This window comes from Collinsella sp. AF08-23, assembly GCF_003479805.1.
In the GTDB taxonomy this organism is placed as follows: domain Bacteria; phylum Actinomycetota; class Coriobacteriia; order Coriobacteriales; family Coriobacteriaceae; genus Collinsella.
The window spans coordinates 119,356-135,435 of record NZ_QUHV01000006.1 but is presented as its reverse complement, the minus strand read 5'-3'; the positions used below and the strand labels follow the sequence as shown (position 1 = coordinate 135,435).

The window sequence follows — 16,080 nt, the reverse complement described above, 5'->3', positions numbered from 1 at the left end:
ATCGAAATTTATCGATGGCCTATTTCAGACTGTAATGGGTATCCATGGTGGAACACAAAGGGAGCCAGCGGAGCAACCCCCGCAAGCAGGCGCGCGCCGCTGCCGCCGAGCGCCATACCGAGCAGGTGGCCGTGCGCTTCGGCAAGGAAATCGAGCGGAGTTCGGCCGGTGTGCGCCGCGTCGAGGCACCCGTCTCCGTCGAGGTCACCGGATGCGTGCCCGAGGTGCGCGTGGTCGACGCCGACTCCGTCGCCGCGATCCTCGAGAACGGCCGCGGCCGCGCGGAGTACTGCGATCTCGCCGTGCTCGACTTCGCCTCGTTCGTGAACCCGGGTGGTGGCTACATTCGCGGCGCTTGGGCACAGGAGGAGGCGCTCTGCTCTGAGTCTTTCCTCTACAACGTGCTCGAATCCCAGCGTGACTGGTATGGCGAGAATCGTCGTCGCAACATCAATTGCGAGCTGTATCGAAACCGCGGTCTCGTGGTTCCCAAGGTCCGTTTCGCGCGCGATAAGATCCACGCGTACGCCGATGTGCTCGTGATCGCCGCTCCCAATGCCCGCCGCGCGCGCGAGGAGTATGGCGTCAAGGAAGGCGTCCTCGAGCGCGCCATGCGCGAGCGCATCCGCTTTGCGCTTGATGTGGTGGATATGCTTGGGCATAAGAAGGTCGTGCTCGGTGCCTGGGGTTGCGGTGTGTTCGGTTGGGACGCCGATACGGTCGCCGAGCTGTTCCGCGAGGAACTTGCGCGGGGCACGCACGCCATCGAGCTCGCCATCTTCGCCGTTTCGCGCGATCGGTTCAACGAGAACCTCCAGCATTTCGAGCATGTCTTCGCTGCATTTCCCGAGAAGAACGCCGTGAGCTACGCCGAGGCCGCCGCTGAACGCGCCGCTGCGGCGGCAGAGGCGGAGGCTCAAGAGGAAGACGAAGGGGAGGACGACTGGCGCAAATACCTGTAGTTCGCTTCGGCGGCACAACCGTTTCCATCACGATGCCCTGGGAGGCAGTATGTCCTACTCCGAATTGACGCGCGCCCGCTACTCTTGCCGCTCCTATGAGGACCGTGCGGTCGAGCCCGAAAAGCTTTCCGCGATTCTCGAGGCGGGGCGTATCGCGCCGTCCGCCTGCAACAAGCATCCCACGCGCGTGCTCGTCTGCGATACCCCGCGCTTGCGTGAGAAGGCTGGGATTGCGGCAAAGCACTTCGCCAAAGACGGTAGCGTCTTCGGCGCACCGCTCGTGCTCGTGGTGTGCGAAAAGGTCGACATCGCCTGGGTGCGCAAGTATGACCAGATGGATTCGGGCGATATCGACTCGAGCATCGTTGTCGACCAGATGATGATGCAGGCAGAGGATCTCGGTCTGTCCACCTGCTGGGTGTGTCACTTCGATCCGCGCGTCGCCATCGACGAGTTCGGCCTTCCTTCGGATCTGTATCCGGTGCACATGCTCACTATTGGGTATGCCGCAGACCAGATTGCCGACGCTGAGGCGCGTGAGGCGCGCACCATTCCCATGAGCGAGTTTCGTTTCCTTCCGCTGGAAGTGTAACCGCGCCGTGCATCTGCTCGTGCTGGACTCCTCCCGCATGCGAGGGAGGCTGTTGTGCTTGGATGGGTGGCGCGTCTGCGCCCCGATCGGATGCGTTGCACAGGGCGGATCTCGCCGCTGGCGGATGGCTGGATATCCCTTGTGCCGCGTGGGGTACAAGAAGGTCGATGCGTGCACATCGCAGTCCACATCGATCGCACAGGAGCTCCCAACATGAAGACAACCACCTTGAACTATGCCAGCCGCGATGGGGAATCAACCATCTGCGCGCTCGTTTGGGAGCCAGACGAGGTCGCCTCGGGCGGAGAGGCTCCGCGCGGCCTCATCCAGCTCGTTCATGGCATGTCCGAGCACGTCGAGCGGTATGCGGGGTTCGCCTCGTTTCTGTGCGAGCAGGGTTTCGTCGTGTGCGCCAACGACCATATAGGACATGGCAAGACCGTTTCCAGCGCCGAAGATCTGGGCCACATGCCGCTTGAGGCGGGGGAGGATGTGCTCATAGCCGACGTCCAGACCTTGCGCGAGACCGTCCTCGATCGCTTGTCGGTCCAATGCGATATGCGTGTGAGTGGCATTCCCTACGTGATCTTCGGCCACTCCATGGGAAGCTTCGTCACACGCGTGTTCCTCACCCGCCATGCCTTTGGCGTTCGGGCCGCGGTGCTGTGCGGAACGGGACATCAGGCGCGCGCTCTGTCGAGCGCCGGCAGGGCACTCACGCGGTCGCTTGCGAAAAAGCACGGGGAGCGATATGTGAGCTCCTTTGTCGATGGGCTGGGCGCGGGCGCGTATGGCAAGGCGATCAAGGGCGCCAAGACCGACGTCGACTGGCTGGCGACCGACCCCGAGGTCGTCGCGGAGTATCAGCGCGACCCCCTGTGCGGGCAACCGTTCACGGTCGGTGCCTATCACACGCTCACGAGCCTCGTGTCCGATGCGACCGATCCCCGTTTGGCGCGAAAACTACCGCATGCCCTGCCGTTGATGTTCATCTCGGGCGACGAAGATCCGGTTGGCGCGTGTGGGGCGGGCGTGCATCGCGCCGTGGAGATGTATCGCCGTGCGGGCATCGAGCGCGTGAGCGAGAAGCTGTATCCCGGCATGCGTCACGAGATACTGAATGAGCCCATCAAAGACGAGGTCCACCGCGATATCCTGACATGGCTGGAACGCCAGGGACTGTAGCCCTGCCTTCGTGGTATCCTGCTGTGAAATCTGCAGACCATAGGAGGGTATTCATGAGGGAGCTCGAGGAGCGCATTGTACGCGACGGCATCGTCAAGGCCGGCAATGTCCTTAAGGTCGACGCGTTTTTGAACCATCAATGCGACGTTGAGCTCTTCGACCACATGGGTGCCGAGTGGGCGCGCCTGTTCGAGGGTGCTGGCATCAACAAGATTCTCACCATCGAGGCAAGCGGCATCGGTATCGCATGCTGCGCATCGCGACACTTTGGCAATGTGCCGGTGGTGTTCGCCAAGAAGGCGCAGTCCATCAACTTGGACGGCGAGCAGTATTCCACCACCATTTACTCGTTCACCAAGCAAAAGGAGTATCCGGTCATCGTGGGTCGCCGCTTTTTGGAGAGCGGGGATCGCGTGCTTATCATCGACGACTTTTTGGCGAACGGCTGCGCGCTCGAGGGGCTCATCTCCATCTGCGAGAGCGCCGGAGCCGAGGTCGCGGGCATCGGCATCGCCATCGAGAAGGGCTATCAGGGTGGTGGTGACAAGCTGCGCGCCCGCGGGTATCGCGTGGAGAGCCTCGCCCGCATTGCCGGCATGGACGACGAGACGGGCGAGATCGTCTTTGCGTAAGGCTTCCCGCCATCGATCCGCGCTAGAGACGCGAGAGTGAACTTTCGAAGCGCGATTTGCTCATAATTACCTTATTGACGCCCCGAGAGTGAACTTTCGGGGCGTTTTGGCGCCTCGGCTGTTGCGATGGGTTCCGCATGGCCGATATCGAGCGGCTGCAACACGTTGAGTGCGCCGGGCACGACCTCGATGCGCATGCTCTTGGCGCGGATTTGCTCGCCGTCGAGCTGGATGGGGTAGTCGCCTGCGGAAAATGTAAGGTCGACCTTTTTGATGCGTTCGATATGCACGTGTTTGCTTCCAACGTGGCGGCCGTTCTTGGCAGAAAGGAAGACTGGCAGCGCCACGGCGCGCGGCACGGGGCCGGAGGCGTAACATACATCGATCAATCCGTCGGAGATGCTGGCGCGCGGGCAGATGTTGAATCCCGATCCGTAGGTCGGCCCGTTTTGGATCGCGAATACGATGGTGCGCAAGTGCCGAGTCTCACCATCGTCAAATCGAACGCGAACGGGATAGTCGCGATAGCTCCGCCCGAACGCTTTGAGTCCGCTCGCCATATAAAGCGGTGCTCCCGTGAGCCCCGTGCGCTTTCGCATGGTGTGCGTGTCGATGGCAATGGCGGCATCGAGCCCAAATGAGGCAGTCTGGACGGCGTACTCCACAACCCTGCGGGGTGCCCCTGAGCCGCTCGTCTCGTAGGTGATGCGCATGATGTCGCAGACGGTGGGTTCGCTGGTGAGCAGGGCGGAGAAATCGGTGCCGGAGACATCGGTGATGTCGGTCAGCCCGAGGGTGCGCGCAAAGTCGTTCCCCGACCCGACCGGCACGACCCCGAGCATGGGCCGCTGCGCCGCCGGGATCTGCATAAGGCCGTTGGCTACCTCGTGCACCACACCGTCGCCGCCGAGTGCGAGCACGGTGTCGAATTCTGACGCCGCGGCCGCAAGCTCCGTCGCATGTCGGGGGCGTTCGGTTTGGGCGATGTCGAATGCCTCGCGGTGGCAGTACATCGTGAGGAAGCGCTTGAGGCGCTCTGCAGCCCCTGCTGCCGCACCACTTTGCGCAACGGGGTTGACGATGATGAGCGCATGTCCAAGTGACTCGAGCCGGGCGTTCCTCATTCGTCGATCATCTCCTCGAGCTCCTGGCGATGGCGTTCGTAAGCGCCTTCTACGGTGAGGGCCGTATCCTCCTTGAGCGATCGCCTCTTGGGGGTGACGATGCGCTGTGCGGGGTACACGGCGTGGTGTCCGGCGATGAGATAGCTCATAAAGCCCACGATGACGAAGTACGCACCCGCGCTCGCTCCGAACATGTCGATACCGAGCATGATGGTGGTGATGGGAACGTTGAGCGCCGCGCCGAAAACCCCCACCATGCCCAATGCGGCCATAAGGCTGGGATCTCCGAGCGTGACCGATCCGATCCAGCCGCCGAGGGAAGCGCCGATGCCGAACAGGGGCGTCACCTCGCCGCCTTGAAATCCCGCCCCCACGGTGAGTGCGGTCATGACGAGTTTCAAGACCGGGTCGAAGAGGGTGGTCTTGCCCTCGAATGCCGCGGGGACCATCCATTCGGAGAGGCCGCCATAGCGATGCAGGCCAAGGCCGAGGAAAAGGAGGACGAGGAGGATGCCGCTTGCTCCTGCGGCTGCGAGGTAATTCACGAAGAAGCGAGCGTAGAGGCGCTTGACCGTGCGGATGCAGAACGTGAAGAGGCGGGCGGCGAGGCCAAACGCGACGGCGGCGCCGATGACGACGGCCAAGACGCTTGGATCCATCGGTGGGACGCGCGAGATCGTTTGGAAGGCGAAAGGGCTGCCAAGGGCTCGGCTCACGGCATTCCCGATGAATGACCCGGTGAGGCAGTAGAGGGCGGCGCTGTAGTCGAGTTTGCCCACAAAGCACATCTCCATGCCGAAGAAGGCTCCGGCGAGCGGCGTGCCGAACGCCGCCCCGAATGCAGCGGAGATACCCGCCATCATGAGATCGCGCCGGTCGTGGCCCTCCACGCGGAACACCGTGGCGACGTTGCTCGCGATGGTGCCGCCCATCTGCACTGCCGCTCCCTCGCGACCGGCAGATCCGCCTGCGAGGTGCGTGGCGGTTGAGCAGGCGAAGGTGAGCAGCGCCATGCGGCCGTGGATGGGTGTGCCGGTTATGGTGCTGTCGATGACTAGGTTGTTGCCGCGCTGGGCACGCAATCCGTGGTTGCGGTAGAGCCAGGCGGTGGCGAGGTTGACAAGGGGAAGCAGTCCGAAGAGCCACAGATGGGCTTCGCGTGCGTCCGTGGCGAGTCGTAGCGCGGCGAGGAAAGCCCATCCGGCGACTCCCATGAGTGCGGCGACCAGCGCGCTGAGTACCAGGACGCGAAAGCTCGCCCGCGCGTTTCCCGCGTTGCGCCGAGCATCGAAGGCGAGTTCGCGAGACCCGCGGCGCAGTTCGCCTCGCGCCGCTTTGAGCGCCTGCTTGGGCATGGTCATCCTCCTTGGGTGTTTGGGGTGTAAATGCGTTTCAGTATACGCCGCCATCTTTGGTCGCCGATAGGCAAACGACCGCGCTTGAACTATTCTCTAATGAGAATACAACGGGCGGCATCGCATGTGCCCTCGCCGTTGCGGCGGCGCGGCTCAATCGTCTTTCGATTTGCGGCGGGCGTTGCGGCACCCGGGATATGGTGAGGAAGGGACTTTATGGCACAAGACTTCAACCCCGATGCGCACATGCTCACGGTGGAGGAGGCGTTGGACGTCGTCCTGCGCCACGTCGTTCCAACGCCGATAGAGGAGATTGCCTGCTGGAGGGCAGCGGGGCTCCCCTTGGCGCGCGACGTCGCGACCGATATCGACTTAGCGCCCTTCGCCAACAGCGCCATGGACGGATACGCGGTGCACGCTGAGGACCTGCTCGATGCCGACGGGGGGCATCCCGTGGTGCTCAATGTGGTTGGGCATGAGGCCGCGGGCCATGTATTCGAGGGGACCGTCGGCCCTGGGGAGACCGTGCGCATCATGACGGGGGCTCCGGTCCCCGAGGGGCTCGATGCTGTCGTCAAGTACGAGATCGTCGAGGTTCTCGAGGGTGATGGCAACGAGGGTTCGCGCGTGGCATTGAGAAGGCCCGCGTCGATTGGGGAGAATATCCGCGCCGCCGGCCTCGAGGCGCACCGTGGCGAGGTGATCATGCACGCTGGCGAGGTGGTGACGTCCGCAGGTGCGGGTCTGCTTGCCAACGCCGGCGCCGCCGTCGTGCCGGTGCACCGCGCGCCTCGCGTCGGCATCATCTCCCTGGGGACGGAATTGGTCGATGCCTCGGTAGCGCCCGCGCGCGGCCAGATCCGCGACGTCAACGCTCCCGCGCTCATGGCGTCTGCGATTGCCGCGGGCGCGGAGCCGGTGTTTTACGGCATCGCCCCTGACGACGAAGAGCGCATCTGCGAGCTCGTGCGGCGCGCGGTTGACGAGTGCGACCTCGTGGTGACATCCGGAGGCGCGTCCGCGGGTGACTACGATTACGTGACAGCGCTCGTCGCCCGCGAGGGCACGGTCCTGTTCGACCGCATTTCCATGCGTCCGGGCAAGGCGGTAACCTTCGGTCTCGTCAATGACGTGCCGTTTGTCGGCCTATCGGGCAATCCTGCCGGCGCGTTTATCGGCTTCGAGCTGTTCGTTCGCCCCGCCATCCGCAAGATGCGCGGCCACTCCGATCTGCAAAGGCCCGTGCAGAAGGCGCGCGTCCAGCGCGATGTGAAGAAGCGCCAAGACCGTCGCTTCTACAATCGCGCGCGCGTTGAGCGCGATCCGGCGGGTGAGCTCGTCGCCACCGAGGCGGCGACGCAGAACTCCGCCATGCTCGTCGACCTTCATCGGGGCAATTGCCTGCTCGTGGTGCCCGATGGCCTGCGGGGCATCACCGCAGGCGATGAGGCCGAGGTGATTCGTTACGACCTGCCCGAGGGCACCGTTCTGTAAGCCACCAACCAGCTCATTCAGACTATTTGGAGGAGCCCCATGGATATCAAATTCGCGATCATCACGTGCTCTGATACGCGCGACGTCACCGAGGACGAGGCGGGGGCGGCGCTCGAGTCCCTGATCAGGGAGGCGGGATGGTCGGTATGCGCACACGACGTGGTACACGATGACATGAGGGAGATCTCCGTCGCCATACGCACCGCGACCGACGACCTGGCGGCAGACATCGTGCTCACCTGTGGCGGCACGGGTCTTTCCCCGCGTGACGTGACCCCCGAGGCCACCGCTGCGGTGTGCGAGCGCGACGTCCCGGGCATCGCCGAGGCCATCCGTTCGTATTCGCTCGCAAAGACCCGCCGCGCAATGCTCTCCCGCGCGTGCTGTATGCAGCGCGCGGTTCGCGGCGAGGACGGTCTGCCCATGGGAAAACTCGCGCTGGTGATTAACTTTCCCGGGTCGACAAAGGCGGCACGTGAATGCTGGGAGGCCATTGCCGACCAGCTCGAGCATGCCATGCAGATGTCTCGCGGCGGGGGTCATTAACATTATTCTCAACTGAGTATTATTCTCAAACAAATATAATATGAATAATGTGGGCGGGCGTACCTACGGGCTCATCCGCCTATCCATATCAGGGGGAAAGGACAGTGCATGAAGAAGATCAAGGATGGCTCCCGTAGCCGCGCGTTCGCTGGATCGCGGCTTTGGTCTCGCCGCTTTATCGTGGCGTGGGGCATGACGGTTCTGATTGCCGGCTCCCTTGCGGGCTGCGGCGGTGATACACCGGCAACGAATTCGGGCTCAAACGACCAGGACTCCAAGGAAGCAGTCGAACTCCAGGTTTTCGCCGCCAATTCGCTTGAGAAGGCAATGCCCGAGGTGCAAGAGCTGTACACCGAGAAGACGGGCGTCACGTTCGCCGATACGCAGTTCAAGGCATCCGGCGATCTCATAGAGCAAATGCGTGCGGGCGCGCAGGTCGATGCTCTCATCACGGCTTCAACCGGCACCATGGATGACGCCGTTGAAGCGGGCCTGGTCGACGACGACACGCGCTTCGACATGTTCGTGAATGACCTCGTGATCGCCAAGGCCGAAGGCTCTGACGTCGAGATCGACTCTCTTGAGGATCTCGCGAACATCGACGGCAAGGTGGCTATCGGAGACGCCGTCACGGTTCCTGCGGGCAAGTACGCAAACCAGGCGCTGTTTACCATTGGCCTGTACACAGGGGCTGCCGGTGACGACGGTGAGTACGCGCCGGAGTTCGCCGATCGCGTGGCGTTGGCCGACAAGGTGGGCACAGCCGCCAAGTACGTTTCGGCCGGTGATGCGGTCATCGGCTTTGTCTATAGCTCTGATATCTTCCGGTACGATGGCATTGAGCAGGCCTTTGTGTGTCCAGAGGATTCGCATAGGCCCATCGTGTACCCTGGCGCCGTCTCCTCGACAAGCGAGCATGCCAAGGCTGCCGCGGACTTCCTCGACTTTTGCATGAACGACGCCGGCGCCCAGAAGATCTGGGCAAAGTACGGCTTCGAGCTTGCCGAATAGCTGCTTCGCCCGAATGTTCTGGCATACTGGGACGAACGCGAATGCTGGGACGAACGCGACGGCGCATGAAAAGGGAAGGGGCGGCCATCGCGGTCGCCCCTTTTGATTGCAAGATTGCTGATTGGTAGGTGTTTGACCCGTGGGAAGCAGACGTGTGGACTCCCTGTTGGGCTCAAGGCGCCCGGTTCATGCCGGAGGCCCTGCTCGGATGCGTCTTGCGTGTACCCCCGCCCGCGTGCTGGCGAGCATCATCATCGCTTTGGTCTGCATCGCCGCCGTCCAGCCTCGTGCCTATGCCGGCGAGGCCGTGCAGCGGAATTACTCCGACTACCTTGATCGGGTCGAGGTGCCCTCTGAGGGTTCGGCGACGTTCGAGGGCTCGACGTTCGGGCTCACCGGCTTCGAACGCCTGGCAAAGGGAACGGCACGCAGCGTCGACGGTGCGCCTGAAGGCTACCGGATCCCGCTCTCCGACCAAGCGAGCGTCGTGGTGATCAGGACGCCCGAAATGACGCTGGTGCACATAGACGAGGGTGTGGCGCAGCAGTTGGGACTGTATCCGTTTGTGAGTGAAAGCGACTTCGTCTTATGGTCCATGATCTGCGTCCTCGATGAGGAAGCGAGTATGGGAGGTGCCCTGCTTTCCAGCATGGACGTTCCGTACATGTTGGTTTACGACGACGTGTTCACGATCGGGGACTGCCGGTATCGCTTCAATGCCCGCGCTGCTGATGGATCGCGGTTTGCCACGGTGACGTGGGCGGCGGCACCGGAGGGCCAAGCCGGGGTTGAGCAGGCTCGTGCAGCTGGCATCGATTTGGGTGCCGGTGCGTTATGGTGCGACTATGCCGAGCTTGTTCCCGCCGCCGACGTGGTCACCGATGCCCCCGTGGGCCCCACTGAACGTGCCGCGGAGTTCCTCTCGTCCATCGATTTCCGCCCCTTCTGGGTTTCGCTCAAAACGAGTGGCCTTGCGCTCGTCATCTCGTTTGTGTTCGGACTGCTCGCCGCATGGCGCGTGATGGGTACGTCGAGCCGCATCAAGGGGCTGCTCGATTCGTTCTTTACGATTCCGATGGTCCTGCCGCCCACTGTATGCGGTTTTTTGCTGCTCATGATCTTCGGACAGTCGACCGCGGTGGGCCGTTGGTTCATCGCACACGGCGTCTCGCTCGTCTTCACCTGGCAGGCGGCGGCCATCGCCGCGGTGGTCGTGAGCTTCCCCCTCGTGTATCGCACGGCGCTCGGCGCCTTCGAGTCGCTCGATGCACGCATGCTTGACGCCGCCCGCACACTTGGATGGTCGGAGTCGCGCATCTTCCGCAAGATCATGCTTCCGCTTGCCTGGCCCTCCATCGCCGCAGGCACGGTGCTCGCCTTCGCGCGCGCCATGGGTGAGTTCGGTTGCACGCTGTTCTTTGCCGGTAACTACACGGGCATCACGCAGACCATCCCGATCGCGATCTACTTCGAGTGGATGGGCGGCAACACCTCCGTCGCCTTGTTCTGGGTGGTGGTCGTCATTGCGTTCAGTTTCCTCGTGGTATGGGGGATCAACGCTTACACTGCGCGCCATCAGGGGTATCGCGATGGCGGCACGGCACCCGGTGCCCTCCGTTGCGCTTCGGTGGCGGGTCGTCGTTGCGATCGGGCGTGCGGAGTCTCTCGTCTTGCGGACTCCGGTGCTCGACCCGATTCCGTGCGCGACGGGTTGGAGGAAACCGGCGGTGACGCGCTGTGCATCGATCGTGAGGCGTTGCGTTCGCTGTTTGAGGATGGTGCGGCATGAGCCTGAGTCTTGACATCAAGAAGCGATATCCGGGGTTCTCCCTCGACGTATCTCTTGAGGCGGGGGAGGAGCGCGTTGCCCTGCTGGGGGCGTCTGGCTGCGGAAAGAGCTGCACGCTACGGTGCATCGCCGGTGTTGAGACTCCCGATGAAGGGCGCATCGTGGTCAACGGCGTGACGTTCTACGATTCCCGTGCCGGCATCGACCTTTCGCCGCAAGAACGCAAAACGGCGCTGCTGTTCCAAAGCTACCAGCTCTTTCCGCACATGACGGTCGAGGACAACGTTTGCGCAGGCATGCCGCGCACCGGTCGTGCGTACCCCAGCCACGGTTCCGAGCTCGATTTCCATCGTGCACGCGCTCGGCAGTTTTTGGACATCTTCGGTATGGCCGATTTTGCCGATCGCTATCCCTCCCAGCTATCCGGTGGACAGCAGCAGCGCGTCGCCCTGGCGCGTATGCTCGCCGCCCGCCCCGGGATCCTCATGTTCGACGAGCCCTTTTCCGCGCTCGATTCCTATCTAAAAAGCGCGCTTGAGCAGAATCTGCTCGACGTGTTCTCGGTGGTGCATCGCACGGTGCTCTACGTGAGTCATGACATCGATGAGGCGTGCCGACTGTGTGACCGCATCTGCGTGATGCACAATGGGCGCATCGAGGAGAGCGGTACAGCGAGCGAGCTCATGACGCGCCCCCAGACGCTTGCCGGCATGCGCCTGACGGGGTGCAAGAACACCTCGCGTGCGTGCAAGGTCTCTGCCACAAACGTCGAGGCCATCGACTGGGGCATGACCTTCGACGTGGGTCGCGAGGTGCCCGATGACGTTGCGTATCTGGGCGTCCGCGCGCGCCACATCCATCGAGACCGCTCGTGTGAGACGGGGAAGCGCCGCCGCAACAGCTTCGATTTGCATGTAGCGCGCGTGAGTGATTCGCGTTTTGAGCGGCTGGTGCTGCTCGATCCGCCGCTCGCGGGCGCTCGTTCACGTATTCAGTGGAAGGTCGACATGGTGGACACGCCGAGCGACGAGCTGCCCCGTGAAGGCGAGACGCTCCGTCTCCATTTTGATGCTAGCCGGTTGCTGTTGGTTGCTAAGTAGCTGCCTGAGCACGGGTGGCATAGCATTGGCTGGCGTGTCCGCGAACACGCGAACACGCGCTCTGCTCCTGGAGACACGTTTGCTTTGATGGCCCTCATTTTTGACCGGTTCCATCGGGCCGATTGTTCTGCCCCACTTTGCGCACAGACCCTCCATAATGGCCTTTAACTGGCAATCTTCTTTGCATACCAGTATCTGCACGCTGATCGTTGGCGGCAGTGTTGACGCCGTTTGCGGAATGCCCATCGAGCTGGTGGGCTTATCTATCTAAATTAAAGAGCATTGGGTTTCGTGCGCCTTGGATAGTTCGCATGGGAAGGCGCCGTTCGAAAGGTGTTTCATATGGGTAAGGACAGGCGTCTTGCCGCAATGGCCGTTGCCGCCAGTACATGCCTCGCGCTATCGTGGGCACCCGCGGTCGCGATTGCGCATGAGGCAGGCGACGCTGGAGCGGGGATTGGAGGTGCGGCGGCGCTTGCGGCCGATGTGAGCTCCGATAACGGCTTGCCCAAGACGATTGAATACCAAAAGGTGACGGGCGAGATCGAGTCGGGACAAACGTATTCCCTCGTGACCACCACCGCTACTGCGGGTTCGGGTAAGACGGAGTACCGCATTTTGCATTACACGGATGGTGCGGCGGCGCTGGACAAGTGTAAAACGTCTGCTCACTCCGACGTGCTGAGTCCTGCCGACTGCACCGCCGGCAACTTTGCCGGCACCGGCGCCCACCAGTGGACCATCGAGGCGGTCGAGGGCGGCTACACCGTCAAGTCCAACACGGCGAGCGGCAAGTACCTGAACATCTCCGCAGGTGGTGCGACTCCCGGAGACGAGGCTCAGGTGCTCAAGGTCGAGCGGATGGACGATGGTTCTTTCTCCATCGGTCGTGAGGTCAGCGGTACCATGTACTACTTCGCCTTCAACAACACGGCCAACGGCTCATGGAAGGTCTCGACCGATCCCTATGGGTTCGTTGCATACAAGAAGACCGAGGTCACCCCGAACGTGATTCCGAACGACAAGCCCGCGTCCGGCGTCACGTATGACCAGCCTTATGCTTCTGGGACCGCGGGGAGCCAGTACTTCCGTATCCCCTCGTTAATCACCCTCAAGGATGGCAGCCTGCTTTCGGCTATCGATGCGCGTTGGACCACGCTCGGCGACGCCGGCGGCCTCGATACCATCGTCAGCAAGTCCACCGATGGCGGAAAGACCTGGAACTACAGCTTCCCCAACTACTTCAACGACAGCACGAACGCGTATAACAGCCATGCCACGGCGTTCATCGATCCTGTGATGGTCGAGAGGGAGGGCACCGTCTACATGATGGTCGACCTGTGGCCGGGCGGCGTCGCGCTCAACTCCGCCGCGAACAACCATCCCGTCAATGCGAGCGGCTATGTTGAGATCGATGGCGAGCAGCGCCTCGTGCTCTTTGCGTCTCCTAATCCCGATACGCAGCGCAGCGTCGGTGTGGAGCGTGGAACTGGCTACACACACTACGTCGGCGACTTTGGCGCCGACGGCTACGCTCCCGTCATCAAGGCAGACGGAGGAGCCACCGAGTTCTACGTTGACCGGGAGTATTTCCTGTTCGACGAGAACAAAGATCCCGTGTACTGTCAACAGCTGGGTAGCAGCGATTACGTCCAGCAGAACGTGTTCTATTTCAACGCCGACCTGCATGTGACGGCCACTTCGTACCTGTGGCTCGTGAGTTCGAGCGACGGCGGCGCCAGCTGGTCTGACCCGATGATGCTCAACGAGCAGGTGCGCACGAGTGTCGACAAAAATGATTGCTTCTATGGTGTGGGACCAGGCCGCGGCGTCGTGACCTCGACGGGCCGCATCATCCTGCCGTGCTACACCTATGAGTACGGTAAGGGCGACGGCCACACGAGTACCATCTATTCCGATGACGGCGTCACGTGGCACCGCAGCAATAACTTGCAGAACCAGACTTCCGAGTCCACGGTGGTCGAAGCCGATGGCAGGCTCTACCTGTTCGCCCGCCACGGCTGGTATGCCGTTTCCACCGATAACGGTGTCACGTGGAGGGACGAGAAAAGTCTGCCCGCCTCGGGGCTTACGATCGACACCGGGTGCCAGATCAACGCGATCACCTATTCCGAGAAGATCGACGGCAAGACTGCCATCATCCTGTCCTGTCCTTCGGCGAGCCGCCGCATCAATGGCACGATCAATGTCGGTTTGGTGCAGGATGACGGTGGCATCAGCTGGGACTACACCTTTGATGTCACCAAGAATGGCACCTGGTTCGCCTATTCGTCCATGACCGAGTTGCCCGATGGATCTATTGGCATCCTGTACGAGACTAAGCAGACCGCGGCAAGTGCCGACAGCATTACGTACGAGAGCTTCTCCATCGAAGATATTGCCCCTAACGCTGAGATTGGCAACGAGCGGAATGTTTCGGTGCCCCTGTACGGCGAGATCGAGTTTGACATCGAGGGTTCGCTCAAGGGATATGAGAATGTCGACACCGCGATTCTTGGAATCAAGGTCGAGGATAATGGTGACGGTACTTCGACGGTGACGTTTGAGGGCAAGCGCGAGGGCGTGGTGGAGTTTGTCGACCCTGCGTCTGGCGTCAGCTACACGGTGACGGTTGCCCCCGAGAAGCTCGTCGAGGTTGTTGTCAGTCCCGGCGAGAGCACGACGTTGGGCGTCAATGGTGCCGAAATCGCCCACAAGCCCGATGAAAGCATCGCCTCCATCGAAGTCACGTCTCAAAAGCTCTCTGAGGTCTGGGGTGAGATTCCCGGCAGTCTGGGTTCGGACAACTCGTTTGCGGGCGAGGCTATTCGTTTGAGCGATGCGCTCTTCACGTTCACCGCGAACGGCGAGAACTGGACCGTTTCCGGTACAACGCAGGACGGGGAGACCGCATATCTCAAGATCGAGAAGGCAGGTCTTCCCGGGCAGGGGCAGGCGGGCGTCATCCAGCTTAAGTTCGAGGCGAACAACCTGTTCAGGCTTTATGACACGAGCACGAAAAAGCACCTGCATTTTTGGCGCGACGGCAAAGCTTGCTTCGACCAGTGCGGTGGTAATGACCTTGCTGGAGACTCCATGGAGCTCTATCGTCCAGCCAAGGAGGGGGAGGATGCGAGCACATCGCCAATCCCCGGATATGTTCGCGTGACCGATGCCGCTCAGGTGGTCGACGGTGGCCAGTATCTCATCGTCGCATCAGTGGGCGAGGAGCGTTTTGTGCTTAACCCTTCGTTGGGTGTGGGTAATAAATACGCGCATGTGGTCAAGGTCGATCCTGGGCGCACCGAGCAGCGCCTCAAGGTCACGGGTGTGGCTCCCGGCGTGACCGATGCCATGGTGGGCGACACCGTGTGCCGCATCACCGTCGCGGGCTACCTTGCTCCCGAGTTCGTCTGGTCCGATGATTACTCGGAGGCGACCGCGACGTTCAAACATACGGCGGGCGGTGAGACTCAGGAGCTTGCCTGCAAGGTCACGAGCGTGCGGACGGAGCCGACCGAGACCAAGGACGGGTTGGTGGTGTACACAGCCGAGGTCGAGTTCGAGGGCAACGTGTACCGAGATGAAAAGCGGGTTGTGTTGCCGGCCATCGGTGAGCAAGAACCTGGTGGCGGAACAAGCGGCGCGACCGATCAGAAGCCCAATAGCTCTACGGGATCGAATGGCGGCGCATCGCTGCCCCGCACAGGCGACCCGGTTACGATCGTTGGGTTGCTGGGTGCTGCGGGCATTTCGCTTTCCGCCATCGGTGCCAGATTGTTTCGGCGTAAGAACTAACCGGCGCTAAGTGCTTTCGACTGAAAACGCGGCAAAGGGGCATGCCTTCCTCGCCGCGTTTTCTGTCGCATTTTTGCGCAAGTGTGCCCCATCGGCGTGTCCCATGAAAACAGAAAAACAAAACAGGCCAGGGTTTTAACAACTCTGACCTGCGTCTTTTACTGGAGCGGGCGACGGGAGTCGAACCCGCCTCATCAGCTTGGAAGGCTGAGGTTCTACCGATGAACTACGCCCGCGAATGTGGTCGGGACGACAGGATTTGAACCTGCGACATCCTGCTCCCAAAGCAGGCGCGCTACCAAACTGCGCCACGTCCCGAAGGTGCTGAGCAGCTGGGGTACCATGACCCTGCTTGTCCCAAGGCGTTAGCGATTATAGAGCACCTGCGTGCATTCGGCAACGGTCATCGGCAATTGAGCGTTCATCGCATCGAAACCGCTAGGAAACATGTCCATTCCGTTTCCCCTTTGCCCTATTCAGCCGTAGTACTAT

General features: G+C 61.9%; 12 protein-coding genes and 2 tRNA genes. 10 read left to right on the top strand and 4 right to left on the bottom strand.

Annotation, left to right across the window (positions count from 1 at the left end; all coding sequences use genetic code 11):
• The first annotated feature begins 44 nt into the window (after window positions 1-44).
• The 4 genes from DWV48_RS05060 to DWV48_RS05045 all read left to right on the top strand — a co-directional run bounded on the left by DWV48_RS05060 (window position 45) and on the right by DWV48_RS05045 (window position 3,371).
• Window positions 45-962 (top strand): TIGR02452 family protein, encoded by a 918-nt coding sequence (locus DWV48_RS05060; protein WP_118653747.1) that lies wholly within the window; start codon window positions 45-47, stop codon window positions 960-962.
• 49 nt (window positions 963-1,011) lie between these two features.
• Window positions 1,012-1,554 carry a nitroreductase family protein gene (locus tag DWV48_RS05055; protein WP_118653746.1) on the top strand — a complete coding sequence of 181 codons (543 nt, stop codon included), beginning with the start codon at window positions 1,012-1,014 and terminating at the stop codon, window positions 1,552-1,554.
• Window positions 1,555-1,767: 213 nt separating this feature from the next.
• Complete coding sequence (locus DWV48_RS05050) at window positions 1,768-2,739, top strand: alpha/beta fold hydrolase (RefSeq protein ID WP_118653745.1); 972 nt, start codon at window positions 1,768-1,770, stop codon at window positions 2,737-2,739.
• A gap of 53 nt (window positions 2,740-2,792) precedes the next feature.
• Window positions 2,793-3,371: a xanthine phosphoribosyltransferase gene (locus tag DWV48_RS05045; protein WP_118653744.1), complete on the top strand. Its 579-nt coding sequence runs from the start codon at window positions 2,793-2,795 to the stop codon at window positions 3,369-3,371.
• 71 nt (window positions 3,372-3,442) lie between these two features.
• Here the strand turns inward: DWV48_RS05045 and DWV48_RS05040 are convergent, their stop codons facing one another.
• Together DWV48_RS05040 and DWV48_RS05035 are read right to left on the bottom strand one after the other, a co-directional pair.
• The gene (locus tag DWV48_RS05040; protein WP_118653743.1) at window positions 3,443-4,495 is read right to left on the bottom strand and encodes a diacylglycerol kinase family protein; all 1,053 of its coding nucleotides are present in this window, start codon (window positions 4,493-4,495) and stop codon (window positions 3,443-3,445) included.
• Window positions 4,492-5,850 carry a chloride channel protein gene (locus DWV48_RS05035; RefSeq protein WP_118653742.1) on the bottom strand — a complete coding sequence of 453 codons (1,359 nt, stop codon included), beginning with the start codon at window positions 5,848-5,850 and terminating at the stop codon, window positions 4,492-4,494. Before DWV48_RS05035 ends, DWV48_RS05040 begins: the two co-directional genes overlap by 4 nt.
• 216 nt (window positions 5,851-6,066) lie before the next feature.
• On the opposite strand from DWV48_RS05035, the gene glp reads away from it, so the two are divergent.
• From glp to DWV48_RS05005, 6 genes are all read left to right on the top strand, one after another.
• Window positions 6,067-7,344 (top strand): gephyrin-like molybdotransferase Glp, encoded by a 1,278-nt coding sequence (gene glp, locus DWV48_RS05030; protein ID WP_118653741.1) that lies wholly within the window; start codon window positions 6,067-6,069, stop codon window positions 7,342-7,344.
• Window positions 7,345-7,383: 39 nt separating this feature from the next.
• A complete protein-coding gene (locus DWV48_RS05025) occupies window positions 7,384-7,890 on the top strand; it encodes a molybdenum cofactor biosynthesis protein B (protein WP_118653740.1) in 507 nt (168 codons plus the stop codon).
• 108 nt (window positions 7,891-7,998) lie between these two features.
• On the top strand, window positions 7,999-8,901 hold the full coding sequence (gene modA / locus DWV48_RS05020; RefSeq protein ID WP_118653739.1) for a molybdate ABC transporter substrate-binding protein: 903 nt from the start codon (window positions 7,999-8,001) through the stop codon (window positions 8,899-8,901).
• A gap of 235 nt (window positions 8,902-9,136) precedes the next feature.
• Complete coding sequence (gene modB, locus DWV48_RS05015) at window positions 9,137-10,690, top strand: molybdate ABC transporter permease subunit (protein WP_233546162.1); 1,554 nt, start codon at window positions 9,137-9,139, stop codon at window positions 10,688-10,690.
• Window positions 10,687-11,790, top strand: coding sequence for a sulfate/molybdate ABC transporter ATP-binding protein (locus DWV48_RS05010; protein WP_118653737.1), 1,104 nt, complete (start codon window positions 10,687-10,689; stop codon window positions 11,788-11,790). Before modB ends, DWV48_RS05010 begins: the two co-directional genes overlap by 4 nt.
• Window positions 11,791-12,132: 342 nt before the next feature.
• Window positions 12,133-15,588, top strand: coding sequence for an exo-alpha-sialidase (locus DWV48_RS05005; RefSeq protein WP_118653736.1), 3,456 nt, complete (start codon window positions 12,133-12,135; stop codon window positions 15,586-15,588).
• 162 nt (window positions 15,589-15,750) lie between these two features.
• Here the strand turns inward: DWV48_RS05005 and DWV48_RS05000 are convergent.
• A tRNA-Gly gene (locus DWV48_RS05000) sits at window positions 15,751-15,824 on the bottom strand.
• A gap of 5 nt (window positions 15,825-15,829) precedes the next feature.
• A tRNA-Pro gene (locus tag DWV48_RS04995) sits at window positions 15,830-15,906 on the bottom strand.
• Window positions 15,907-16,080 lie beyond the last annotated feature (174 nt).